This window comes from Kitasatospora sp. NPDC054768 (assembly GCF_053612025.1).
In genome coordinates this window covers 15,957-40,099 of sequence record NZ_JBSHBN010000040.1, presented here as the reverse complement: position 1 = coordinate 40,099, position 24,143 = coordinate 15,957, and the positions used below count along the sequence as shown (strand labels likewise).

Sequence of the window (24,143 nt, the reverse complement as noted above, 5' to 3'; positions counted from 1 at the left end):
GGAGGCGCTAGGGTCTGCCTCGGTGGGGGGAACGGCACGGTGGGTAATCGGGGAGGCAACCCATGGTCGGCAGCGGACCCGAGCTCGACCCGGACGACCTGCCGGACGGCCTGGTGGTCGCCGACGCGCTGGGCCGGGTGGTCTGCTTCAACCGGGCCGCGGCCCGGCTCACCGGCGTGCTCCCGCAGGCCGCGCTCGGCAGCGGGCTGGAGGACGTCCTCCCGCTGGAGGACCTGGACGGCCGCCGCTGGTGGCCGCTGACCGACCCGTACGGCGGCCTGGCCACCCGCACCCGCCAGCCGGAGCGCAACCTGCTGCTGCCCGGGGGGCGCGAGGTGCTGGTCTCCGCCCGGTACGTACGCAGCGCGCCGGGCGGGCCGCTGGAGCGCCTGGTGATCGCCCTGCGCGGCACCGAGGCCCGGCGCCGCACCGAGCGCAGCCACGCCGAGCTGATCGCCACCGTGGCGCACGAGCTGCGCTCCCCGCTGACCAGCGTCAAGGGCTTCACGGCGACGCTGCTGGCCAAGTGGGAGCGGTTCACCGACGGGCAGAAGCGGCTGATGCTGGAGACCGTGGACGCGGACGCCGACCGGGTCACCCGGCTGATCGCCGAGCTGCTGGACATCTCCCGGATCGACTCCGGCCGGCTGGAGCTGCGCAAGCAGGTGGTCGACCTGGCCGCGGCGGTGCGCCGGCACGTCGAGCGCAAGGTCGCCACCGGCATCCCCGAGGACCGCTTCGACATCCGGATCGGCGAACAGCTGACCGTCCTGTGGGCCGACCCGGACAAGGTCGACCAGGTGCTGGCCAACCTGCTGGAAAACGCGGTGCGGCACGGCGAGGGAACTGTCACCATCGAGGTGGCACCGGCCAAGGAGGTCGTCGAGGCGCCCGTCTGGGAGCGCAGCGGCACCCCGCCCCGCATCGTGGAAGGCACAGCGGTCACCGTGAGCGACGAAGGCAGCGGCATCCCCGAGGAGTCGATGCCCCGCGTCTTCACCCGCTTCTGGCGCGGCTCCAAGCGCGGCGGCACGGGCCTGGGCCTCTACATCGTCAAGGGCATCGTGGAGGCCCACGGCGGCTCGATCCGCGTCGACCGCGCGCCCGGCGGCGGCGCCCGGTTCCGATTTATCCTGCCCGCCGGGGTGCCCGACTTCATGCTCTGAAGGAGCATGAACGACAAGCACGGCATGCTCTGAAGGAGCATGCACGGCAAGCGCACCGCGTGCTCGGAGTTCCCGAGCAGGTCGGGCGTCGTCTCCCCGGACGGGCTTCGCGGCAGCGGTGATACCCGCTGCGACTACACTCGACCTTTGGCGTTGGCCCAAAGACCTTGAGCACGGACGAGCAGGAGCACGGGAAAGATAGAGATGTCGGCACCCAACAAGTCGTACGACCCGGTCGAGGTCGAGGCCCTCAAGCCCGAGGTGGTGGAGCAGGCGCGGGACGAGGCGATCGCCGCGTTCGCCGCCGCCGGCTCCCTGGACGAACTGAAGCAGGCCAAGGTCGCCCACACCGGCGACCGCTCCGCGCTCTCGCTCGCCAATCGCGAGATCGGCGCTCTGCCCCCGCACGCGAAGGCGGCGGCCGGAAAGCTGATCGGCCAGGCCCGCGGGGCGGTCAACCAGGCCCTCGCCAAGCGGCAGGCCGAGCTGGAGGCGGAGCGCGACGCCCGCGTGCTGGTCGAGGAGGCGGTGGACGTCACGCTGCCGTACGACCGCGCCCCGCGCGGCGCCCGGCACCCGCTGACCACGATGGCCGAGCTCATCGAGGACACCTTCGTCGCGATGGGCTACCAGGTCGCGGAGGGCCCCGAGGTCGAGGCCGAGTGGCTCAACTTCGACGCCCTCAACCTGGGCCCGGACCACCCGGCCCGCTCGATGCAGGACACCTTCTTCGTCCAGGCCCCGGACGGTTCCGCCGACTCCGGCGTGGTGCTGCGCACCCAGACCTCCCCGGTCCAGGCCCGCACCATGCTCGACCGCGAGCCCCCCGTCTACGTGGTCTGCCCGGGCCGGGTCTACCGGACCGACGAGCTGGACGCCACCCACACCCCGGTCTTCCGGCAGGTCGAGGGCCTCGCGGTGGACGAGGGCATCACCTTCGCCGACCTCAAGGGCACCATCGAGGTGCTGGTCGAGAAGCTGATCGGTGGCGGCCTGGAGCTGCGCTGGCGCCCGTCCTACTTCCCGTTCACCGAGCCGAGCGCGGAGATCGACCTCCAGTGCTTCGTGTGCCGCGGTGCGAGCGTCGGCAACCCGGACCGGCCGTGCCGGACCTGTTCCTCCGAGGGCTGGATCGAGCTCGGCGGCTGCGGCGTGGTCAACCCGCGGGTGCTGGTCGCCTGCGGCGTCGACCCCAACCGCTACAGCGGCTTCGCCTTCGGCCTGGGCCTGGAGCGGATCCTGATGAATCGTCACAACGTCGCCGACATGCGCGACATGGTCGAGGGTGACGTCCGCTTCACCCTCCCGTTCGGGATGGAGATCTGATGCGCGTCCCGCTTTCCTGGCTGCGCGAGTACGTCGACCTGCCGGCCGGCGAGACCGGCCGTGACGTCGCGGAGCGCCTGGTCCGGGCCGGCCTGGAGGTCGAGACCGTCGAGCGGATCGGCACGGACCTCAAGGGTCCGCTGGTGGTCGGCGAGGTGCTCTCCATCGAGGAGCTGTCCGGCTTCAAGAAGCCGATCCGGCACTGCTTCGTGAACGTCGGCGACGCCAACGGCACCGGCGAGCCGCAGGAGATCGTCTGCGGCGCGACCAACTTCGCCGTCGGCGACAAGGTCGTGGTCGTGCTCCCGGGCGCCGTGCTGCCCGGCCCGTTCCCGATCGCGGCCCGCAAGACCTACGGCCACACCTCGGCCGGCATGATCTGCTCCGCCCGCGAGCTGGGCATGGGCGACGACCACGACGGCATCATCGTGCTCCCGCCGGAGTTCGAGCCCGGCACCGACGCCATCGAGCTGCTCCAGCTCGTCGACGAGGTGCTCGACATCGCCGTCACCCCGGACCGCGGCTACTGCCTGTCCATGCGCGGCGTGGCCCGTGAGGCCGCCGCCGCGTACGGGCTGCCGCTGGCCGACCCGGCGCTGCTCGACGTGCCGCCGGCGAACTCCTTCGGCTACCTGGTGAAGGTCAACGACCAGGCCGGCTGCGACCGCTTCGTGGCCCGTACGGTCGTCGGCGTCGACCCGAACGCCAAGTCCCCGATCTGGCTGCAGCGCCGGCTCCAGAAGTCGGGCATCCGCCCGATCTCGCTGACCGTCGACATCACCAACTACGTGATGCTGGAGGTCGGCCAGCCGCTGCACGCCTACGACAAGCAGCGCGTGTCGGGCCCGATCACGGTCCGCCGGGCGGAGCAGGGCGAGAGCCTCACCACCCTCGACGGGGTCGAGCGCAAGCTCTCCGCCGAGGACCTGCTGATCTGCGACAACAGTGGCCCGATCGGCCTGGCCGGTGTGATGGGCGGCGCCTCCACCGAGATCCTCGACCCGGCCGCGGGCCCGGGCACCACCGAGGTGATCATCGAGGCGGCGCACTTCGACGCGGTCGCCATCGCCCGCAGTGCCAAGCGGCACAAGCTGCCCTCCGAGGCGTCCAAGCGCTTCGAGCGCGGCGTCGACCCGGAGGCCGCCCGCGCCGCCGCGCAGCGCGCCGTCGACCTGCTGGTCCTGATCGCCGGCGGCACCGCCGAGGCCGGGGTCACCGACATCGCGGCCCCGCACCCGGTGCGCACCATCACCATCGCCGCCGACCTGCCCGACCGGGTGGCCGGCACCGGGTACGGCCGCGAGACCGTCACCCGGCGCCTGCAGGAGATCGGCTGCTCGGTCTCCGGCGCCGACGTCCTGGAGGTCACCCCGCCGACCTGGCGCCCGGACCTCACCGACCCGTACGACCTCGCGGAGGAGGTCATCCGGCTGGAGGGCTACGACAACGTCCCCGCCCGGATGCCCGACGTTCCCCCGGGCAAGGGCCTGACCGAGGCCCAGCGGGTGCACCGCCGGATCGGCGTCGCGCTGGCCGGGGCCGGCTACGTCGAGGTCAACAACTACCCGTTCCTCGGCGAGACCGCCTTCGAGGCGCTCGGCCTGGAGGCGGACGACCGGCGCCGCCGCACGGTGAAGCTGGTCAACCCGCTGAACGACGAGGAGCCGGCGCTGCGCACCACGCTGCTGCCGGGCCTGCTCGGCGCGCTGCGGCGCAACGTCGGCCGGGGCAACACCGACCTGGCGATCTTCGAGACCGGCACCGTCTTCCTGCCCAAGGACGAGCTGAGCGTGGCCCCGCGTCCGGCGGTCGACCACCGGCCCAGCGACGAGGAGCTGGCCGCGCTGGACGCCGCGCTGCCGGACCAGCCGCGCCGGATCGCGGTCGCCCTCGCGGGCGAGCGGCTGCCGTCGGGCTGGTGGGGCAAGGGTGCCCAGGCCTCCTGGGCGGACGCCGTCGAGGCGGCCCGCACGGTGGCCCGGGCGGCCGGCATCGAGCTGACCGTCCGGCAGGGCCAGCTGGCCCCGTGGCACCCGGGCCGTTGCGCCGAGCTGCTGGTGGCCGGCACCGACCGGGTGGTCGGCCACGCCGGTGAGCTGCACCCGCGGGTGGTCAAGGCGCTCGGGCTGCCGGCCCGCACCGCCGCGATGGAGATCGACATCGACCTGCTCACCGCCGACGGCGCCGAGCGGGTCGGCGGCCCGACCGTCTCCGGTTTCCCGGTGGCGACCCAGGACGTCGCGCTGATCGTCGACACCGCTGTCCCGGCCGCCGAGGTCGAGGCCGCGCTGCGCTCCGGCGCGGGCGAACTGCTGGAGGCCATCCGGCTGTTCGACGTGTTCACCGGTGAGCAGGTCGGCGAGGGCAAGAAGTCGCTGGCGTACGCGCTGCGCTTCCGCGCGACCGACCGCACCCTGACCGCCGACGAGGCGACCGCCGCCCGCGAGGCGGCCGTCGCCGAGGCTGTCGCCCGCACCGGCGCGGTGCTGCGCGGCGTCTGACGCGGCCGTAGTACCCAGGAGGGCCCCGCCCCGGACCACGCGTCCGGGGCGGGGCCCTTTCCACTTCCCCGGGTTGACACTGCCCCGGGTTGACGGTGCGTCGGTCCATCGTTTATCTCTTTACCTATGGAAGTAGATAAAGACGATGCCGACCAGCCCTCCCCGATCGAGTTCCGCCTGGACCCGGCCTCCGGCGTCCCGACCTACCTGCAGCTCGTGCAGCAGGTCGAACAGGCGCTGCGGATGGGCTGGTTGACCGAGGGGGACCGGCTGCCCCGGGTGCGCGAGGTGGTGGCCGGGCTGGCGATCAACCCGAACACCGTGCTCAAGGCGTACCGCGAACTGGAGCACCGCGGCCTCGCGGCCGGCCGCCGGGGCCAGGGCACCTTCGTGCGGGGCCTGCCCGCCGGGGTGGTGCCGCTGCGCGAGCGGGCCGCGCTGCGCCGCGGGCTGCTGGACTGGATGCGCTCGGCGCGGACCGCCGGGCTGGACGAGGAGGGGATGGCCGCGGTGTTCGAGGACGCGCTGCGCGACCTGCGCGAGGACCGGGACGGGGTGGTGGCCTGATGGCCGTGGACACGGTGATCGACTGCGCCGGGCTCGGCAAGCGCTACCGGCGCTCCTGGGCGCTGCGGGACTGCCGGCTCGCCCTCCCCGCCGGGCACGTGGTGGCCCTGGTCGGCCCCAACGGCGCCGGCAAGACCACGCTGCTCAGCCTGGCCGCCGGACTGACCCTGCCGAGCGAGGGCGCGCTGACCGTCCTCGGCGACCAGCTGCCCGGCTCCCCGCGCGCGTTGGACCGGATCGGCTTCGTCGCCCAGAACGCCGCGCTCTACCCCGGCGTGCCCGTGCGCGACCTGCTGGCGATGGGCCGTCACCTCAACCGCCGCTGGGACGACGCCCGGGCCCGTACCCACCTGGACGGCCTGGGCATCCCGCTGGACCGCAAGTACGGCCGCCTCTCCGGCGGTCAGCAGGCCCAGGTCTCGCTCGCGCTGGCACTCGCCAAGCGCCCCGAACTCCTGCTGCTGGACGAGCCCCTGGCCGCTCTCGACCCGCTCGCGCGGCACGACTTCATGGCCGTGCTGCTGACCGCGGTGGCCGAGGACGGGATGTCGGTGGTGTTCTCCTCGCACGCCGTCAACGAACTGGAGCAGAGCTGCGACTACCTGGTGGTGCTCGGCGCCGGCCGGGTCCAGGTCGCGGGGGAGGTGGACGACCTGCTGGCCGGCCACCGGATGCTCACCGGCCCGACCGCCGAGGCCGACCGGGTGGCCGGACAGCTTCCGGTGGTCCGCGACCGCCGGGCCGGCGCCCAGTCCCACCTGCTGGTCCGCACCGGCGGCGTGGACGCCCCGGTCTCCGGCTCCTGGCACCAGCAGCGCGTCGGGCTGACGGAGTTGGTGCTCGCCTACCTGCGCGAGCCGGCCGCCTCCGCCCTCCCCGGCCCGCGCGGGGCCGTCCACCCGAACGAGAAGGTGCTGCTGCCGTGAGCTCCCTGTCCCTCGCCCCGCCCCGCTCCGCCGTCCTGCGGGCGGCCGGGCTGCGGCACCGGCCCGCGCTGCTGACCCTGCTGACGGTGATGGCCGCGATCTCCCTCGGGCTGCTGGTCCACGGCTGGTACCTGCACGACGGCCTGGCCCGCACCGGCGCGGCCTCCTGCGACCCGGCCACCGACGCCTGCATGGCCATGTACAAGCAGTTCCTGCGCGAGTACGGCGACGGCCTGCTGGCGCTCGACTCCGTGTTCTACGTCCTCGGCGGGGCCTTCGGGGCCTTCCTCGGAGGCCCGCTGCTGGCACGGGAGTTCGAGCACGGCACGGTGCGTTTCGCCTGGACCCAGGGCGCCGGGCGGACCCGCTGGACGGTGGGCGGCCTGGTCATGGGCGGCGCGGTGCTGGCCGTCGTGGCGGCGCTGTTCGGGCTGCTGCTGCGCTGGTGGAGCGGGCCGCTGACGCTCCGGGTCGGGGGGTTCAGCCCGGAGGTCTTCGTGCAGACTCCGCCGGTGCTGGTCGGACGGGTGCTGGTGGCCTTCGGGGTCGCGGTGCTGGCCGGTGCGGTGCTCCGCCGTACGGTGGTCGCGGTGGGGGCCGGCCTGCTGGCCTCGGTCGCGCTGCCGTTCCTCGCCCACTCCGTGCGCGCGCACTACCTGCCTCCGCTGGAGGACGCGGTGCACTCCATGAAGCCCATGGCGCTGGACGACCGCTGGGTGCTGAACGTCTGGTTCTCCGACCCGGCCGGGAAGCGGATCCCGACCGGCGCCTTCTACGACATCGGCGGGGACTTCGCCCACCTCCAGGAGCTGGTGCGCGACGGCGGCTACACCGCGCACGAGGTGTACCAGCCGGCGAGCAGGTTCTGGCCGTTCCAGTTCATCGAGTTCGGCTGGACGCTCCTGCTCGCGGTGGCGCTGTGCGCGGCGGCGGTCTGGTGGGTGCGGCGCCGGGCGTTCTGAGCCCCGGCCGCCAAGATCTCTTGAAGAGGTTCCGTCAAAACCCTTGCGGGAGTGCGGCGTCAGGGCTTTTCCTTTTTCTCGTTAGGAAAGTTTCCTAACCCACGAGGAATCGGAGCGTCCCATGCGCCCTCAGCCCCGTCGTGCCCTCCGCATCGCCCTCGCCGCCGCCCTGGTGGCCGCGCCGCTGACCGTCGCGGCCACCTCGGCGGCCCAGGCCGCCCCGTCGCCGGCCGCCGCCGTCCAGTTCAAGGGGGTCGGGCTGGACGACCCGCACAAGAAGGACATCGCCATGCAGCTGGTGTCCAGCGCGGAGAACTCGTCGCTGGACTGGAAGGCCCAGTACAAGTACATCGAGGACATCAAGGACGGCCGCGGCTACACCGCCGGCATCATCGGCTTCTGCTCCGGCACCGGTGACATGCTGGACCTGGTCCAGCACTACACCGACCTCAAGCCCGGCAACATCCTGGCCAAGTACCTGCCGGCCCTGAAGAAGGTCAACGGCAGCGAATCGCACGCCGGCCTCGGCTCCGCCTTCGAGAAGGACTGGGCCACCGCCGCCAAGGACACCGTCTTCCAGCAGGCCCAGAACGACGAGCGCGACCGGGTGTACTTCAACCCCGCCGTCAACCAGGCGAAGAGTGACGGCCTGCGCGCGCTCGGCCAGTTCGCCTACTACGACGCCATCGTCATGCACGGCCCGGGCAACAGCTCGGACAGCTTCGGCGGCATCCGCGCCGCCGCCATGAAGAAGGCCAGGACGCCCGCCCAGGGCGGCGACGAGGCCACCTACCTCAAGGCCTTCCTGGACGCCCGCAAGGTGGTCATGAAGAAGGAGGAGGCGCACTCGGACACCAGCCGGGTCGACACCGAGCAGCTGGTCTTCCTCAACGCCAAGAACTTCGACCTCAACCCGCCGCTGAAGTGGAAGGTCTACGGCGACAGCTACGCCATCAACAGCTGACGCCCCGACAGGCGAAAGGGCCCGGCGGCCGTGAACCGGCCGCCGGGCCCCGCCGTCCGTCCCGCCGCGGGTGTCAGGCGCTCGCGGTGTAGTCGTAGAAGCCCCGGCCGGACTTGCGGCCCAGCAGGCCGGCGTCGACCATCCGGGAGAGCAGCGGGGGAGCGGCGTACAGCGGCTCCTTGTACTCGTCGTACATCGACTCGGCGATCGAGACGATGGTGTCCAGGCCGATCAGGTCGCACAGCCGCAGCGGGCCCATCGGGTGGGCGCAGCCGGCCTCCATGCCCTTGTCGATGTCCGAGGCGGTGGCCACGCCCGTCTCGAACATCCGCACCGCGGACAGCAGGTACGGCACCAGCAGCGCGTTGACCACGAAGCCGGCCCGGTCACGGGCGCGGATCGGCTCCTTGCCGAGCACCTGGGAGGCGAAGGCCTCGACCCGCTCGGTGGTGGTCGCCGAGGTGGTCAGGGTCGGGATGACCTCGACCAGCTTCTGCACCGGCGCCGGGTTGAAGAAGTGCAGGCCGATCACCTGCTCCGGGCGGCTGGTGGCGGCGGCCAGCTTCACGATCGGGATCGAGGAGGTGTTGGAGGCGAGGATCGCGTCGCGGCGCTCGACCACCCGGTCCAGGGTCTCGAAGATCCGGACCTTGATGTCCTCGCGCTCGGCGACGGCCTCGACCACCAGGTCGCGGTCGGCGAAGTCGGACAGCTCGACGGTGAAGGACAGCCGGGCCAGCGCCTCGTCCCGCTCCTCGGGCGTCAGCTTGCCCCGCTTGACGGCCGTCTCCAGGGAGTTGGTCAGCCGGGTGCGGCCGAACTCCAGCGCCTCACCGCTGGCCTCCGACACCAGGACGTCCAGCCCGGCCCGGGCGAAGACCTCGGCGATTCCCGACCCCATCAGGCCGCAGCCGATCACTCCGACGCGCGCGATGTCACTCACTCAGTTGCCCTTCGACGGTGCTGGGGGTCGCCCAGCCAGCGGGTGGCCCAGCGAGCTGCTGGACAACGGGCCGGTGCGCCGGAATGGGTGCACCGGTCACCGCCCCGACGACGTTACTACTCCGTACCGGCCAGTAGGTCACCCCCTCCCCGGCAGGGTGCCACGGCCGGGAGTCCCCCGAACGAGTGAGGCGGCGACCCCGGACCCGTGTGCCCGGGCCCGGCTCCGCCCGGCGCCCGACAGAATGCCGCAGACGGGGGCCGGGGGCGGAAGAGGACAGGGCCGGACACGCGAAGGGAGTACGGGGTGTCGACGGGATCGCTCGCAGGACAGGTTGCCCTGATCACCGGGGCCGGCCGGGGCATCGGCCGGGAACTCGCCATCGGCCTGGCCGCCGAGGGGATGTCCGTCGGCCTGGTCGGCCGCACCCACGAGACACTGACCGACACCCTCAAGGAGTGCGTCAGGCGCGGCTCCCGGGGTGTCGCCGTGACCGCCGACGTGACCCGCCCCGGCTCGGTGCGCGAGGCGGTCCGGCTGGTCGAGCGCGACCTCGGGCCGATCGACCTGCTGGTCAACAACGCCGGCCTGGTCGACCGCGCCGAGGTGCCGCTCTGGGAGACCGACGCCAACCAGTGGTGGCAGGTGATCGAGACCAACCTGCGCGGCCCCTACAACCTGCTGCGCTGCGTGCTCCCCGGCATGGTCGCCCGCCGGCGCGGCCGGGTGATCAACCTCAACTCCGGCTTCGCCCTGCGCCCGGACGGCGACTACACCGCGTACGCCACCTCCAAGGGCGCGCTGCTCCAGCTCTCCGACAACATGGCGGACTCGCTGGCCCGCAACGGCATCGTCGTCCTCGACATCAGCCCGGGCGCGGTGGCCACCGACATGACCGCCGGGATGCCGATGTTCAAGGGCACCACGGACTGGGGCTCCATCCCGTACATGGTCGCGGTCACCGTGGACGCGGCCCGCGGCCGCTTCGACGGGCTGCACGGGCGCTTCATCCACGCCGGCCGGGACGACCTGGAGGAACTGGTCAACCGGGCCGACGCGATCTGCGCCGCGGACGCCCGCACGCTGCGGCTGCGCCCGTACAAGGACGACGACCCGATGGTCTGACCAGGGCTTTCAGGCGCAGAGCCGGCTGGCGGTCACCGGCGTGAGTCCCGCCTTGGCCAGGCCGTCCAGGATGCCGGGCAGCGCGTCCACCGTGCACTGGTGCCCCATGTGCAGCGCCACCACCGAGCCGCCGCGCACCGAGTTCAGCACCCGGCGCTGCAGCTCGGCGGCCGAGGGGTCGTTGTAGTCGCGCGGGTCGACGTCGAAGGACAGCACGTGCTCGTACCCGACCGCCCTGGCCTGCTCGCGCACCATCGGGGTGGCGTACTGCGCGGCGGAGGGGCGGAACCAGCGGCCGATCGAGCCGGTGAGCCGCTGCAGGCGCTCGGCGCACTGGGCGATCTCGGCGCGCGCCTGGTCGGGCGCCATGGCCGAGATGTTGAGGTGGTTCTGGGTGTGGTTGCCCAGCTCGTGGCCGCCGTCCAGGATCCGCCGGGCCATCTGCGGCTGCTGGTCGAACCAGCTGCCGACGACCATCACGGTCACCTTGGCACCGCGCTGCTCGGCGGCCTCCAGCAGGGCGGTGGCCAGCTTCGGGTCGCCGCTGCCGTGGAAGGTGAGCGCCACGTTCCTCCCGGTGCGCGGCCCGTACGCGACCTCGGCCGGGGTGCCGGGCGCGAGCGGCGGCAGCACGGGCGGGGCCGGCGGGGCGGAGGGCTGGGCGGCGGCCGCGGCGGCGGTCGGCCCACCGTCGGGCCCGGGTTCCGCCGGGGCGGTGGGCGCGGGGGAGGCCGGGCCCTCCGCGCCGTTCCAGGCCGGGTCGGTGGTGTGCTGCGGGTCCACGGTCCCGGGGTGCGCGGCGAGTGCCCCCGGGTCGGCCCGGCGGAGCGTTCCGGTGCCGCACGCGGTGAGCAGGCCGCCGGTGGCGGCGAGGGCGGCGATCCGGGCGGTGGCGCGCAGTACGGTGCGGCGGTCGGCAGTCATCGGCAGCCAGCATAGAGAGGACGGCTCCGGCGGGCGATCCGACCCGACCGGGCCCGCACCGGCTTTGACGTGCACACACCCTGCGACCGGGTGTTGCGTAAACCTGAACTCCCGCTGTTTCCGCGGTGTGTCCTTGGATACGATCACCGCGCACCGTGAGTTGACCGGCGGTGGCCAAACTCTTCCGGCATTGCGCATTGGGGGCGGACAGGATGTACGAGGACGGCGCGGCGACCGGCCGGAGCACGGACACCGAGTGGGACTGGGCCAGAGCCGAGGACTGGCAGCCCCCGAGCGAGCTGGACACCGGTGTCCCGCACACCGCCCGGATGTACGACTACTACCTCGGCGGCAAGGACAACTTCGAGGCCGACCGCAAGGCCGCCCAGGCCGCGATATCCGCCTACCCCGCGCTGCCGCTGCTGGCCCGCACCAACCGGCAGTTCCTCGGCCGCGCCGTGGAGTTCGTCGCGAGCCGGGGCGTGCGCCAGTTCGTCGACATCGGCACCGGCATCCCGGCGGTCGGCTCCACCAACGAGGTCGCCCAGCGGGTCGCCCCGGACGCCCGGGTGGTGTACGTGGACAACGACCCGATCGTCGCCACCCACGCCCGCGCCCTGCTGGCCGGCCACCCCACCGGGCACACCTCGGTGATCGAGGCCGACCTGCGCGACCCGGCCGCCATCCTCGGCCACCCCGCGCTGGCCGACGCCGTCGACCTCTCCCGGCCGGTCGCGCTGATGCTGGTCGCCGTGCTGCATTTCATCCGCGACGAGGAGGGTGCGCAGCAGATCGTCCGCACCCTGCGCGACGCGCTCGCCCCGGGCAGCGCGCTGATCCTCTCCCACGGCAGCCCCGACTTCGCCTCCCGCGAGAGCGCCTCCGAGGGCACCCGCATCTACCGCAGCGCCAGCGCCCCGCTCGTGCTGCGCCCGCGGTCCGGCGTCGAACCCTTCTTCGGCGACTTCGAGTTCGCCGGCCCCGGGCTCGTCCAGCTCCCGCTCTGGCGCCCCGTCGCGGGCCACGTGCCCACCTCCGAACTCCCCGAGGGCTGGCAGGACGTCTCGGCGTACGCCGGTGTCGCCTTCAAGAAGTAGCCCCGAGCGTCCCTCGGGGTCCGGTCCCGGTGCCTCCCTCCTGCGCCGGGACCGGACCGTCGAAGCCTAGGGACCGCCACTGACAGTCCCTCACCGTCGTGGGTACCCTGCGACGTGACCACCACCGACCTGCCTCCGCTGCCCCCCGGCGTCGCCGAACTGCTGCGGGCCGTCGACGCCCCGCCCCGCCTGGTCGCCCACCTCGCCCTGGTGCACGAGGTGGCCGGGGAGATCGTCGGCTTCTGCGCCCGCGCGGGCCTGGCCTTCGACCACGAGGCCGTCCTGTACGGCGCCGCCACCCACGACATCGGCAAGACCGTCCACCCCGAGGAGCTCTCCGCCCCCGGCTCCCTGCACGAGCCCGCCGGATACGCCCTGCTGCTCGCCCGGGGCGTCCCCGAGCACCTCGCCCGCTTCGCCCGCGGCCACGCGAGCTGGGACGGACCCGGCGTCACCGTCGAGTCACTGCTGGTCAGCCTGGCCGACAAGGCCTGGAAGAACAAGCGGGTCCCGGACCTGGAGGACCTGGTGGTCGAGCGCCTCGCCGCCGCCGGCGGGCAGGAACGCTGGGAAGCCTTCCTCGCCCTGGACGACCTGCTCACCCGGATCGGCGAGGACGCCCCGCGGCGGCTCGCCGTCCAGGCCGCCCACCCGGTGCGGACCGGGTGAAAATCGGCGCGACACGACGGGCGGGCCGGTGTTAGCTTCCGCGACATGGAACCCCTGAGCGAGAACGAGATCCGCGCGTCCTTCGTCAACTGCTCCAAGGGCGAGGCCCGCCGGCTCAACCTGCCCCGGGGCCTGGCGGAGCTGCCCTGGGAGCACCTGGACTTCCTCGGCTGGCGGGACCAGGGCGCGCCCGACCGGGCGTACCTGGTGGCGCCGTACCAGGGCGAGCCGGTCGGCCTGACGCTGCGCTCGCCGGTGATCCGGCGCAGCCTGACCAAGACCAACGTGTGCTCGCTGTGCATCACCGCGCACGCCGGGTCCGGGGTCGCGCTGCTCGCCGCCCGCCGGGCCGGGGCGGCCGGGCGCGAGGGCAACACGGTCGGCACCTACATCTGCGCCGACCTCGCCTGCTCCCTCTACGTGCGCGGGCTGAAGAAGTCCACCCTGGTCACCCGGCCCGACGAATCGCTGCCGCTGGAGCTGCAGATCGACCGGACGGTGGGCAACCTCGGCGGCTTCCTCGCCAAGGTGCTCGCCACCGCTGCCGTGTAACGGCTCCGGGCCTGTCCGTGCCCGGGCCTGTCCGTGCCCGGGCCTGTCCGTGCCCGCGCGGCCCGGCGCCCGTACGGTTCGGTGCCCGCGCGGCTCAGGTCCGGCGCAGCTGGTCCAGCTCGCGGCGCTCCCGCTTGGTCGGCCGCCCGGCCCCCCGGTCCCGCGTCCCGGCCGCCGCGACGAACTCGCGCGGCGGCCGCGGCGGGCTGTTGTCGACCAGGCACTGCGCCGCGACCTCGGCGCCGACCCGCTTGCGGATCAGCTTCTGCACCACCACGACCCGTTCGTGGCCCTCCTCGCGGACCCGCACCTCGTCCCCGGGCTTCAGCGCCTGGGCCGGCTTGGCCCGCTCGCCGTTCACCTTGACGTGCCCGGCCCGGCAGGCGGCCGCCGCCAGCGCCCGCGTCTTGACCAGCCGGACCGACCAGATCCAGCTGTCCACCCGCACGCTTCCCTCGTGTTCAGCCATCCCCGGAGCCTACCCAAGGCCGGCCGCCGGTCAGCCCTGGGCGGCGCGCGGCGCCTCCTGGACCGCCCAGCCGTTCCCGTCCGGGTCGTTGAAGAACACGAAGTTGTTCCACGCCTCGCCGTGCCCGTCCGCCCGGCCCCCCGCCACGAAGTGCTGGACCGGGCTGACCGCCACGCCCCGCGCCGCCAGTTCGGCGTGCGCCCTCTCGATGTCCGGCACCACCAGCTGGAGCCCCTTGACCGATCCGGGCGGAGAGTCGATCACCCCCTTGCCCACCACGATGGAGCAGGACGAGCCGGGGGGCGTCAGCTGGACCACCCGGATCCCGTCCCGCAGCAGGGTGTCGTGGTCGACGGTGAACCCGGCCTGCTCCTCGTAGAAGAGCTTCGAGCGGTCCACGTCCGACACCGGGACCACCACGACTTCGAGTTTCCACTCCATCGCCCTCACCCCTCTCGGTCGGGCTCTTCCAGTATCCGTCCGTCATCGCTCCCGGGGGCCGTCGGATAGCCTGAGAACACGATGAATCCCCAGACCACGCCCGCCGCGACCCCGCCGGACACCGCCTTGGCCACCCCGTGGGGCGCCTTCGAGCTCACCCGTTTCCCCGTGGACCCGCGCGAGCGGCTGCGGGCCTGGGACGCCGCCGACGAGTACCTGCTGCGCCACCTGGCGGGCGAGGCCGACAGCGCGGCCGGCGCCGCGACGGAGCTGGCCGGCCGTACGGTCGCCGTCCTCGGCGACCGCTGGGGCGCGCTGACCACCGCGCTGGCCGAGTACCGGCCGGTCCAGATCACCGACTCCCACCTCGGCCGGCAGGCCACCCTGGCCAATCTGGCCCGGGCCGGCGCCGCCGTCGACGAGACCCGGCTGCTCACCACCCGGGACGCCCCGCCGGAGCGGATCGACGTGCTGCTGGTGCGCGTCCCCAAGAGCCTGGCCCTGCTGGAGGACCAGCTGCACCGGCTCGCCCCCGCGCTCCACGAGGGCACCGTGGTGATCGGCTCCGGCATGGTCACCGAGATCCACACCTCCACGCTCCAGCTCTTCGAGCGGATCCTCGGGCCGACCCGCACCTCACTGGCCGTGCGCAAGGCCCGGCTGATCCTCTGCACCCCGGACCGGGCGCTCGACGCCGGTCCCAACCCGTGGCCGCACCGCTACGCGCTGCCGTCGGACATCGGCGCCGCCTCCGGCCGTACGGTCGTCAACCACGCGGGCACCTTCTGCGCCGACCGGCTGGACATCGGCACCCGCTTCTTCCTGGCCCACCTGCCCGTGCCCGCCCCCGGCGCCCGGGTGGTGGACCTCGGCTGCGGCAACGGGGTGGTCGGTACGGCCGCCGCGCTGGCCGGGCCCGGCGCGGAGCTGGTCTTCGTGGACGAGTCGCACCAGGCGGTGGCCTCCGCCGAGGAGACCTTCCGCACCAACCTGGGCCCGGACGCCCCGGCCGGGTTCCTGACCGCCGACGCCCTGGCGCCGGACGTGGTCGCCGCCGGCTCGGTGGACCTGGTGCTCAACAACCCGCCGTTCCACTCCCACCAGGCCACCACCGACGCCACCGCCTGGAGGATGTTCACCGGCGCCAAGCGGGCGCTGCGGCCCGGCGGGGAACTCTGGGTGGTCGGCAATCGCCACCTCGGTTACCACGTCAAGCTGCGCCGCCTCTTCGGCAACTGCCAACTCGTCGCCGGTAACCCCAAGTTCGTGGTGCTGCGGGCCGTCAAGCGCTGACCGGGCCGCCTCGCCCCGACGGGGTCCGGCACGCACTCCTTGCATGAATTTTCCGCCACGCGTATATTCATGCCACGACTAAGGAGGAACGCCATGGCATTGCGAGTCGCCGTCGCCGGCGCGAGCGGTTACGCGGGCGGCGAGGTGCTGCGCCTGCTGCTCGGCCATCCGGAGGTGGAGATCGGGGCGCTTACCGGCGGCTCGAACGCGGGCACCGGACTGGGCGCGCTCCAGCCGCACCTCCTCCCGCTCGCCGACCGCGTCCTGGAGGCCACCACCCCCGAGGTGCTGGCCGACCACGACGTGGTGTTCCTGGCGCTGCCGCACGGCCGGTCCGCCGCCGTCGCCGAGGAGCTCGGCCCGAACGTCCTGGTGATCGACTGCGGCGCCGACTTCCGGCTCAGGGCCGCCGCCGACTGGGAGCAGTTCTACGGCTCCGCGCACGCCGGCACCTGGCCCTACGGCCTGCCCGAACTCCCCGGCCACCGCGCCGCGTTGAAGGGCAGCAACCGGATCGCCGTGCCCGGCTGCTACCCGACGGCCGTCTCCCTGGCGCTGTTCCCCGCCTACGCCGCGCAGCTCGCCGAGCCGGAGGCCGTGGTGGTCGCCGCCTCCGGCACCTCCGGCGCAGGCAAGGCCGCCAAGCCGCACCTGCTGGGCAGTGAGGTGATGGGCAGCGTCAGCCCGTACGGCGTCGGCGGCGTCCACCGGCACACCCCGGAGATGGCGCAGAACCTCACCCCGCTCGCGGGCGAGCCGGTCTCCGTCTCCTTCACCCCCACCCTCGTCCCGATGCCGCGCGGCATCCTCGCCACCTGCTCGGCCAAGGCCCGGCCGGGGGTGACGGCGCAGAGCCTGCGCGCCGCCTACACCGAGGCGTTCGCGGACGAGCCCTTCGTCCACCTGCTGCCCGAGGGCCAGTGGCCGCAGACCAGCAGCGTCTACGGCGCCAACACCGCCCTGGTCCAGGTCGCCCTGGACGCCGCCGCCGGGCGGATCATCGCGATCAGCGCGATCGACAACCTGGTCAAGGGCACCGCCGGCGGCGCGGTGCAGAGCATGAACATCGCCCTCGGCCTGCCCGAGGAGCTCGGCCTTCCCGTGAACGGAGTCGCACCGTGAGCACGACCACCAACGTCGGAGTGACCGCAGCCAAGGGCTTCCGCGCCGCCGGTGTGACCGCCGGCATCAAGGCCTCCGGCACTCCCGACCTCGCCCTGGTGGTCAACGACGGCCCCTCGCTCGCGGCCGCCGGCGTCTTCACCGCCAACCGGGTCAAGGCCGCGCCGGTGCTCTGGTCCGAGCAGGTCCTCAAGGGCGGCCGGGTCTCCGCGGTCGTCCTCAACTCCGGTGGCGCCAACGCCTGCACCGGCCCGCTCGGCTTCCAGGACACCCACGCCACCGCGGAGAAGGTCGCCGCGGAGCTGGGCCTCGGCGCGGGCGAGGTCGCCGTCGCCTCCACCGGCCTGATCGGGGTGCGGCTGCCGATGGACATCCTGCTCCCCGGGGTCGCCCTGGCCGCCGGCGAGCTCGGCGAGGACGGCGGCGAGGCCGCCGCGATCGCCATCAAGACCACCGACACGGTGCACAAGACCGCCCAGTACACCAGCCCGGCCGGCTGGACGGTCGGCGGCATGGCCAAGGGCGCGGGCATGCTCGCCCCGAGCCTCGCCACCATGCTGGTCGTCCTCACCACCGACGCCGACCTGGACAGCGCCGCCCTGGACGCCGCGCTGCGCGGCGCCACCCGCACCACCTTCGACCGGATCGACTCCGACGGCTGCATGTCGACCAACGACACCGTGCTGCTGCTGGCCTCCGCCGCCTCCGGCACCACCCCGGAGCAGGCCGAGTTCGCCGAGGCCGTCCGCACGGTCAGCGCCGACCTGGCCCGCCAGCTGATCGGCGACGCGGAGGGCGCGAGCAAGGAGATCCGGATCGACGTCACCGGCGCCGCCACCGAGGACGAGGCGGTCGAGGTCGCCCGGACGATCAGCCGCAACAACCTGCTCAAGTGCGCCATCCACGGCGAGGACCCCAACTGGGGCCGGGTGCTGGCCGCGATCGGCACCACCTCCGCCGCCTTCGACCCGAACGAGCTGGACGTCGCCATCAACGGCGTCTGGGTCTGCAGGGCCGGCGGCGTGGGCGAGGACCGCGACCTGGTGGACATGAAGGGCCGCGAGGTCGTCATCACCGCGAACCTCAACGCCGGTACGGCGGGCGCCACGCTGTGGACCAACGACCTGACGGCCGACTACGTTCACGAGAACAGCGCCTACTCGACCTGATCCGCGTCACTTCGTCCGCGACACCCTGAGCCACGACACCCCGAGCCGCGACACCTGATCCGCGACATCCTCCCCCAGCCTGCGGCCGGGGGAGCCCCATCGACGAGGGAATCCCGTGCAGATCGCACCCAAGGGCGAACAGGCCCGCAACAACACCGCGTTGCCCAAGGCCATGACGCTGATCGAGGCGCTGCCGTGGCTGGAGCGCTTCCACGGCAAGACCGTCGTGATCAAGTTCGGTGGCAACGCGATGGTGGACGAGAGCCTCAAGGCCGCCTTCGCCCAGGACGTCGTCTTCCTGCGCTACGCCGGTCTGCACCCCGTCGTGGTGCACGGTGGCGGCCCCCAGATCAGCGCCCAACTCGACCGGCTGGGCCTGGAGTCGAGCTTCACCAACGGCCTGCGGGTCACCACCCCGGAGACCATGGACGTGGTCCGGATGGTGCTCGCCGGCCAGGTGCAGCGCGAGCTGGTCGGCCTGCTCAACGGGCACGGCCCGTTCGCGGTCGGCATGACCGGCGAGGACGCCCACACCATGACGGCGGTCAAGCGCTACGCGGTGGTGGACGGCGAGCAGGTCGACATCGGCCTGGTCGGCGACATCGTCAACATCGAGGCCGGCGCGGTGAAGGCGATGATCGCCGACGGCCGCATCCCGGTCATCTCCTCGATCGCCCGCGGTACCGACGGCCACGTCTACAACATCAACGCCGACACCGCCGCCTCCGCCCTCGCGGTCGCGCTGGGCGCCGAGATGCTCGTCGTCCTCACCGACGTCGAGGGCCTCTACAAGGACTGGCCGAACTCGGACGACGTGATCAGCCAGCTCACCGCGAGCGAGCTGGAGGAGCTGCTGCCCGACCTGGCCAGCGGCATGCTCCCCAAGATGGAGGGCTGCCTGCGCGCCGTCCGCTCCGGCGTGGGCACCGCCCGCGTGCTGGACGGCCGGGTCCAGCACAGCCTGCTGCTGGAGATCTTCACCGACGAGGGCATCGGCACGATGGTCGTGCCGGACGACGAGGCGACCGTGACCGGGGGACTGGCATGACCGGCGGGACCGACATGACCGACGTGACGCACAACGAGCAGCTCGCCCAGCGCTGGCAGCACTCCTTCACCGACAACTACGGCACCCCCCGCATCCCGCTGGTGCGCGGCGAGGGCAGCAAGCTCTGGGACGCCGACGGCAAGGAGTACACCGACCTGCTCGGCGGCATCGCCGTCAACGCCCTCGGCACCGCCCACCCGGCCGTCGTCGAGGCCGTGAGCCGGCAGATCGCCACCCTCGGCCACGTCTCCAACCTCTTCATGGCCGAGCCCACCATCGCCCTCGCCGAGCGGCTGCTGGAGCTGGACGGCCGCCCGGGCGGGCGGGTGTTCTTCTGCAACTCCGGCGCCGAGGCCAACGAGGCCGCCTTCAAGATCAGCCGGCGGACCGGCCGCACCCACCTGGTCGCCCTCCAGGGCGCATTCCACGGCCGCACCATGGGCGCCCTCGCGCTCACCGGCCAGCCCGCCAAGCAGGACCCGTTCCGGCCGCTGCCCGGCGACGTCACCCACGTCCCGTTCGGCGACGTCGAGGCGCTGCGCGCGGCCGTCACCACCGGGACCGCCGCCGTCTTCCTGGAGCCGATCCAGGGCGAGAACGGCGCCGTCCCGCTGCCCGAGGGCTATCTGCGGGCGGCGCGCGAGATCACCCGGGCCACCGGCACCCTGCTGGTCCTGGACGAGATCCAGACCGGTGTCGGCCGCACCGGCCACTGGTTCGCCCACCAGGCGTACGAGGGCGTGGAGCCGGACGTGGTCACCCTGGCCAAGGCGCTCGGCGGCGGTCTGCCGATGGGCGCGGTGCTCGCCTTCGGGCCGGCCGCCGAACTGCTCACCCCGGGCCAGCACGGCACTACTTTCGGCGGCAACCCGGTGGCCGCCGCGGCCGGGCTCGCGGTGCTGGACACCATCGAGTCCGAGGGCCTGCTGGAGCACACCCGCAAGCTGGGCGAGCGGCTGTGCTCCGGAATCGAGGCGCTCGGCGACCCGCTGGTCTCGCACGTGCGCGGGGCGGGCCTGCTGCTCGGCATCGTGCTCACCGAGCCGGTCTCGGCGCGGGTCCAGGCCGCCGCCCAGGAGGCGGGTTACCTGGTCAACGCGGCCGTCCCGGACGCCGTCCGGCTGGCCCCGCCGCTGGTGCTGACCGAGCAGGAGGCGGACGCCTTCCTGGCCGCGCTGCCGGGCATCCTCCGGACGGTGCGCGAGAGTGCCCCGGCCGATGCGAGTTGACCGTCGTCCGGGAGAATAATCACATGACCGCTTCCCGCTCCGGCTCGTCCGCCGCCGGCCCGACGCCGCAGGTCCCGCAGACCCGCACCGCGCGCCACCGGCGGATCGTGGACCTGCTCACCCGCCAGCCCGTGCGTTCGCAGAGCCAGCTCGCCAAGCTGCTCGCCGACGATGGACTCGTGGTGACCCAGGCCACCCTCTCCCGGGACCTGGACGAGCTGGGCGCGGTCAAGATCCGCAACCGGGACGGCGCGCTGATCTACGCCGTCCCGGCCGAGGGCGGCGACCGCACGCCGCGCGCGCCGATGGGGGAGTCGGCCAGTGAGGGCCGGATGGCCCGGCTGGCCGGCGAACTCATGGTCTCCGCGACGGCCTCCGGCAATCTGGTGGTGCTGCGCACCCCGCCGGGCGCCGCCCAGTTCCTGGCCTCGGCGATCGACCAGGCCGAGGTCTTCGAGATCATCGGCACCATCGCCGGCGACGACACCGTGCTGCTGATCAGCCGCGACCCGGCCGGCGGCCAGGCGCTCGCCGACCACCTCATGCAACTCGCCCAGGCGAAGGCCCAGTAGCGCCGCGCAGCGCCTGACCCCGACGAACCCCGGCCGATGGAGAACCCTCCGGCCGGGGTTTTGTGTTTCATACGGCGTCGTGCATACTTATGCCGTCCACTGCACATGCATGAAGGAGTCACGCGATGACCGCCGAGCAGCCCTCCGACGTCCGCCTCTGGGGCGCGCGCTTCGCCGACGGCCCGTCCGAGGCGCTCGCCCGGCTCTCGGCCTCGGTCCACTTCGACTGGCGCCTCGCGCCGTACGACATCGCCGGCTCCAAGGCCCACGCCCGGGTCCTGCACAAGGCCGGTCTGCTCTCCGACGAGGAGCTGGCCGGCATGCTGGGCGGCCTGGACCGGCTGCTGGCCGACGTCCGGGCGGGCACCTTCACCGGCACCGTCGCCGACGAGGACGTGCACACCGCCCTGGAGCGCGGCCTGCTGGAGCGCCTCGGCCCCGACCTCGGCGGCAAGCTGCGGGCCGGACGCTCGCGCAACGACCAGATCGCCACCCTGTTCCGGATGTACCTGCGGGACCACGCGAAGACCATCGGCAGCCTGCTGCTCGACCTCCAGCAGGCCCTCGTCGGCCTCGCCGAGGCGCACCCGGACACCGCGATGCCGGGCCGCACCCACCTCCAGCACGCCCAGCCGGTGCTCTTCGCCCACCACGTCCTCGCGCACGTGCAGGCCCTCGGCCGGGACGCCGAGCGGCTGCGCCAGTGGGACGCCCGCACCGCCGTCTCGCCGTACGGCTCCGGCGCGCTGGCCGGCTCCTCGCTCGGCCTCGACCCGCAGGCCGTCGCAGCCGAGCTCGGCTTCGAGGGCGGCTCGGTCGGCAACTCCATCGACGGCACCGCCTCGCGCGACTTCGTCGCCGAGTTCGCCTTCGTGACCGCGATGGTCGGCGTCAACCTCTCCCGGATCGCGGAGGAGGTGATCATCTGGAACACCAAGGAGTTCGGCTTCATCACGCTGCACGACGCCTTCTCCACCGGCTCCTCGATCATGCCGCAGAAGAAGAACCCGGACATCGCCGAGCTCGCCCGCGGCAAGTCCGGCCGGCTGATCGGCAACCTGACCGGCCTGCTGGCCACCCTCAAGGCGCTGCCGCTCGCCTACAACCGGGACCTCCAGGAGGACAAGGAGCCGGTCTTCGACTCCTGCGACACGCTGGAGGTGCTGCTGCCCGCGTTCACCGGGATGATGGCCACCCTCACCGTGCACCGGGAGCGGCTGGAGGAGCTGGCCCCGGCCGGCTTCTCGCTCGCCACCGACATCGCCGAGTGGCTGGTCAAGCAGGGCGTGCCGTTCCGGGTCGCGCACGAGGTGGCCGGCGCCTGCGTCAAGGTCTGCGAGGCCGAGGGCATCGAACTGTCCGACCTGACGGACGGGCAGTTCGCCGCGATCTCGGAGCACCTGACGCCCGAGGTGCGCTCGGTGCTCAGCGTCCACGGCGCCATCGCCGCCCGCAACGGGCGCGGCGGAACGGCCCCCTCGGCGGTCGCGGTCCAGCTCGCCGAGGTGAAGGCGGACCTGGCGCGGCAGCAGGAGTGGGTCCAGGGCTGACCCCTCGCCGGCGGCCGGTCCGCCGACGAGGGGTCGACCCCCGGCACGGTCGGGATCGACCCCCGGTGCGACGGGGGAGGGGCGCGGCGGTCCGACCGGCGCGCCCCTCCCGTGTCCGCGCCCCGGCCCGGGCGTAACCGGCCCCGCCCCGGGCCGTCATGCACGGTGTGTGCACCCCCCTCCCGCCCGCCCCCTCCGCCGAGGACGTCTACCTCGCCGAAGCCCGCCGCCGCGCGGTCCGCGAGACCGTCGCCGCCCTGCCCGGCCGCTGTCCGCAGCTGATCGCCGCGCTCGCCGAGGACCCGCCGCCCACGTACCGTGAGCTCTCCGAGCGGCTCGGCATGCCGCGCGGCTCGATCGGCCCCACCCGCTCGCGCTGCCTGGCCTGCCTGCGGATGCTGCTCCACGCGGAGCGCTACCCCTGAGCGCCACCCCTGAGCAGCCCGTGCGACCGGGCGGAACCCGTGCGGCACGGGAGGTGACCCTGCTCACGTCCGCCCCCGCGAAGGTTGAGCGGAGCTGACACCCGGGTAGAGCGCTGGCGAACGCAGCTCTTGACGGTGGTGCGATCACTCGGATACTGAGCGTGAGCGCGCCACCCTCTGCGCGCCGGGCACGACGACTGGGGAGGCCCCTCCACATGGGCATGAGCGTGATCATCTCGGCTGCGGAGGCCGAGGACGCGGAGCAGATCCTCAAGCTCCAGTACCTCGGCTACCAGCCCGAGGCCGAGCTGTACGGCGACTGGGCGATCGAGCCCCTGACGCAGAGCCTGGAGAGCCTGCGCGCCGAACTGTCCGAGGACCACTTCCTGGTCGCCCGGCTGGGCGACGAGGTGGTCGGCACCGTCCGTGGCCGCGTCGGCGACGACGGCGTCGCCCGGATAGGGCGCCTGGTCGTCCACCCGCGGATGCAGCGCCACGGCCTCGGCGGCCGCCTGCTGGACGCGCTGGAGCGCCGCATGGCCCAGGAGGGCCCGGTGAGCGCCTACCGGCTGTCCACCGGCCACCGCAGCCTCGGCAACCTGCGGCTGTACGCTCGACAGGGGTACCGCCAGACCGGGGTCGAGCAGATCACCAGCCGGCTGAGCTACGTCCACCTGGAGAAGCCCGCCGCGACGCCGCTCGCGGCGACGGCCTGAGCCCGCCGCCCCGCGCACGTTTCCCGGCGCCGCCACCATCCGGACCACCGGTGGCGGCGCCGAGCCGTATCCATGCAGGTCACAGGGGTATGTGTCCGCATTGCGGACAGCTCCGCCAAACAATTGGGCGGAATTCGACCCATCTGTTTTACTGGCTCACATGACTGCGACGACGAACTGGACCCCCACCGGCACCCTGCCGGCAGGTGAGCGTGCCATGTGTCGTCGAATGTGTCACTGCTGAGGGCCACCGCCCCCGGCGCCCCGCTGAGGGCGCCTCCCCCTCGCGCCCCGAAGCGAGACTCCGGCAGCGCTCCCGCCCGTGCGAGCGCGCCCCTCCTCCCGGACCCCTTCCCCGGTCGTGCCCGCATCCGCGCGGGTGCGTTG

Annotated in this window: 24 protein-coding genes; 20 read left to right on the top strand and 4 right to left on the bottom strand. The window is 73.2% G+C overall.

Translation table 11 applies throughout. From position 1 onward, the window contains the following. Window positions 1-62: 62 nt before the first annotated feature. The 7 genes from ACWGKU_RS14990 (at window position 63) to ACWGKU_RS14960 (ending at window position 8,412) form a co-directional block, all read left to right on the top strand. On the top strand, window positions 63-1,166 hold the full coding sequence (locus ACWGKU_RS14990; protein ID WP_401043816.1) for a sensor histidine kinase: 1,104 nt from the start codon (window positions 63-65) through the stop codon (window positions 1,164-1,166). A 204-nt stretch (window positions 1,167-1,370) separates the two neighbouring features. Further along, a complete protein-coding gene (gene pheS / locus ACWGKU_RS14985) occupies window positions 1,371-2,492 on the top strand; it encodes a phenylalanine--tRNA ligase subunit alpha (protein ID WP_401043820.1) in 1,122 nt (373 codons plus the stop codon). Continuing rightward, window positions 2,492-4,993, top strand: coding sequence for a phenylalanine--tRNA ligase subunit beta (gene pheT, locus ACWGKU_RS14980; RefSeq protein WP_452177296.1), 2,502 nt, complete (start codon window positions 2,492-2,494; stop codon window positions 4,991-4,993). The genes pheS and pheT overlap by 1 nt, the downstream gene beginning before the upstream one ends. Window positions 4,994-5,119: 126 nt before the next feature. Further along, window positions 5,120-5,560 (top strand): GntR family transcriptional regulator, encoded by a 441-nt coding sequence (locus tag ACWGKU_RS14975; RefSeq protein ID WP_359905930.1) that lies wholly within the window; start codon window positions 5,120-5,122, stop codon window positions 5,558-5,560. After that, entirely contained in the window at window positions 5,560-6,486 is a 927-nt protein-coding gene (locus ACWGKU_RS14970) for an ATP-binding cassette domain-containing protein (protein ID WP_401043829.1), read from the top strand. Before ACWGKU_RS14975 ends, ACWGKU_RS14970 begins: the two co-directional genes overlap by 1 nt. After that, the gene (locus ACWGKU_RS14965; protein WP_452177297.1) at window positions 6,483-7,448 is read left to right on the top strand and encodes a hypothetical protein; all 966 of its coding nucleotides are present in this window, start codon (window positions 6,483-6,485) and stop codon (window positions 7,446-7,448) included. Before ACWGKU_RS14970 ends, ACWGKU_RS14965 begins: the two co-directional genes overlap by 4 nt. A gap of 121 nt (window positions 7,449-7,569) precedes the next feature. Continuing rightward, window positions 7,570-8,412, top strand: coding sequence for a chitosanase (locus ACWGKU_RS14960; protein ID WP_359905939.1), 843 nt, complete (start codon window positions 7,570-7,572; stop codon window positions 8,410-8,412). Window positions 8,413-8,485: 73 nt separating this feature from the next. Here ACWGKU_RS14960 and ACWGKU_RS14955 read toward each other — a convergent pair whose 3' ends face one another. Next, on the bottom strand, window positions 8,486-9,355 hold the full coding sequence (locus ACWGKU_RS14955) for a 3-hydroxybutyryl-CoA dehydrogenase (RefSeq protein ID WP_359905942.1): 870 nt from the start codon (window positions 9,353-9,355) through the stop codon (window positions 8,486-8,488). Between the two features lie 306 nt (window positions 9,356-9,661). Between ACWGKU_RS14955 and ACWGKU_RS14950 the strand changes: the two genes are divergently transcribed. Further along, window positions 9,662-10,480 (top strand): SDR family NAD(P)-dependent oxidoreductase, encoded by an 819-nt coding sequence (locus tag ACWGKU_RS14950; RefSeq protein WP_401043837.1) that lies wholly within the window; start codon window positions 9,662-9,664, stop codon window positions 10,478-10,480. Window positions 10,481-10,489: 9 nt separating this feature from the next. On the opposite strand, the gene ACWGKU_RS14945 is transcribed toward ACWGKU_RS14950, so the two are convergent. Then, the gene (locus ACWGKU_RS14945) at window positions 10,490-11,404 is read right to left on the bottom strand and encodes a polysaccharide deacetylase family protein (RefSeq protein ID WP_401043840.1); all 915 of its coding nucleotides are present in this window, start codon (window positions 11,402-11,404) and stop codon (window positions 10,490-10,492) included. A 212-nt stretch (window positions 11,405-11,616) separates the two neighbouring features. Here ACWGKU_RS14945 and ACWGKU_RS14940 point away from each other — a divergent pair, with 212 nt between their 5' ends. The 3 genes from ACWGKU_RS14940 to ACWGKU_RS14930 all read left to right on the top strand — a co-directional run bounded on the left by ACWGKU_RS14940 (window position 11,617) and on the right by ACWGKU_RS14930 (window position 13,722). After that, entirely contained in the window at window positions 11,617-12,501 is an 885-nt protein-coding gene (locus ACWGKU_RS14940; RefSeq protein WP_452177298.1) for an SAM-dependent methyltransferase, read from the top strand. 114 nt (window positions 12,502-12,615) lie between these two features. Further along, a complete protein-coding gene (locus tag ACWGKU_RS14935; protein WP_387693113.1) occupies window positions 12,616-13,170 on the top strand; it encodes an HD domain-containing protein in 555 nt (184 codons plus the stop codon). 45 nt (window positions 13,171-13,215) lie between these two features. Continuing rightward, window positions 13,216-13,722: an FBP domain-containing protein gene (locus tag ACWGKU_RS14930; RefSeq protein WP_387736205.1), complete on the top strand. Its 507-nt coding sequence runs from the start codon at window positions 13,216-13,218 to the stop codon at window positions 13,720-13,722. Between the two features lie 94 nt (window positions 13,723-13,816). On the opposite strand, the gene ACWGKU_RS14925 is transcribed toward ACWGKU_RS14930, so the two are convergent. Then, the gene (locus ACWGKU_RS14925; RefSeq protein WP_359905959.1) at window positions 13,817-14,191 is read right to left on the bottom strand and encodes an RNA-binding S4 domain-containing protein; all 375 of its coding nucleotides are present in this window, start codon (window positions 14,189-14,191) and stop codon (window positions 13,817-13,819) included. Window positions 14,192-14,221: 30 nt separating this feature from the next. Then, window positions 14,222-14,632 (bottom strand): VOC family protein, encoded by a 411-nt coding sequence (locus ACWGKU_RS14920; protein ID WP_452177299.1) that lies wholly within the window; start codon window positions 14,630-14,632, stop codon window positions 14,222-14,224. 126 nt (window positions 14,633-14,758) lie between these two features. On the opposite strand from ACWGKU_RS14920, the gene ACWGKU_RS14915 reads away from it, so the two are divergent. The 9 genes from ACWGKU_RS14915 (at window position 14,759) to ACWGKU_RS14875 (ending at window position 23,756) form a co-directional block, all read left to right on the top strand. Then, complete coding sequence (locus tag ACWGKU_RS14915) at window positions 14,759-15,925, top strand: methyltransferase (protein ID WP_359906020.1); 1,167 nt, start codon at window positions 14,759-14,761, stop codon at window positions 15,923-15,925. 93 nt (window positions 15,926-16,018) lie between these two features. Further along, entirely contained in the window at window positions 16,019-17,047 is a 1,029-nt protein-coding gene (gene argC, locus ACWGKU_RS14910; RefSeq protein WP_401049009.1) for an N-acetyl-gamma-glutamyl-phosphate reductase, read from the top strand. Then, window positions 17,044-18,216 (top strand): bifunctional glutamate N-acetyltransferase/amino-acid acetyltransferase ArgJ, encoded by a 1,173-nt coding sequence (gene argJ / locus ACWGKU_RS14905; protein ID WP_401049011.1) that lies wholly within the window; start codon window positions 17,044-17,046, stop codon window positions 18,214-18,216. The genes argC and argJ overlap by 4 nt, the downstream gene beginning before the upstream one ends. Window positions 18,217-18,388: 172 nt before the next feature. Further along, a complete protein-coding gene (gene argB, locus ACWGKU_RS14900; RefSeq protein ID WP_380549385.1) occupies window positions 18,389-19,264 on the top strand; it encodes an acetylglutamate kinase in 876 nt (291 codons plus the stop codon). A gap of 14 nt (window positions 19,265-19,278) precedes the next feature. Further along, window positions 19,279-20,493: an acetylornithine transaminase gene (locus tag ACWGKU_RS14895; protein WP_452177308.1), complete on the top strand. Its 1,215-nt coding sequence runs from the start codon at window positions 19,279-19,281 to the stop codon at window positions 20,491-20,493. 23 nt (window positions 20,494-20,516) lie between these two features. Then, window positions 20,517-21,065, top strand: coding sequence for an arginine repressor (locus ACWGKU_RS14890; protein ID WP_359905973.1), 549 nt, complete (start codon window positions 20,517-20,519; stop codon window positions 21,063-21,065). Between the two features lie 125 nt (window positions 21,066-21,190). Continuing rightward, on the top strand, window positions 21,191-22,615 hold the full coding sequence (gene argH, locus ACWGKU_RS14885; protein ID WP_401049014.1) for an argininosuccinate lyase: 1,425 nt from the start codon (window positions 21,191-21,193) through the stop codon (window positions 22,613-22,615). 167 nt (window positions 22,616-22,782) lie between these two features. Beyond that, window positions 22,783-23,040: a sigma-70 RNA polymerase sigma factor region 4 domain-containing protein gene (locus tag ACWGKU_RS14880; protein WP_359905979.1), complete on the top strand. Its 258-nt coding sequence runs from the start codon at window positions 22,783-22,785 to the stop codon at window positions 23,038-23,040. 215 nt (window positions 23,041-23,255) lie between these two features. Then, entirely contained in the window at window positions 23,256-23,756 is a 501-nt protein-coding gene (locus ACWGKU_RS14875) for a GNAT family N-acetyltransferase (RefSeq protein ID WP_359905982.1), read from the top strand. Window positions 23,757-24,143 lie beyond the last annotated feature (387 nt).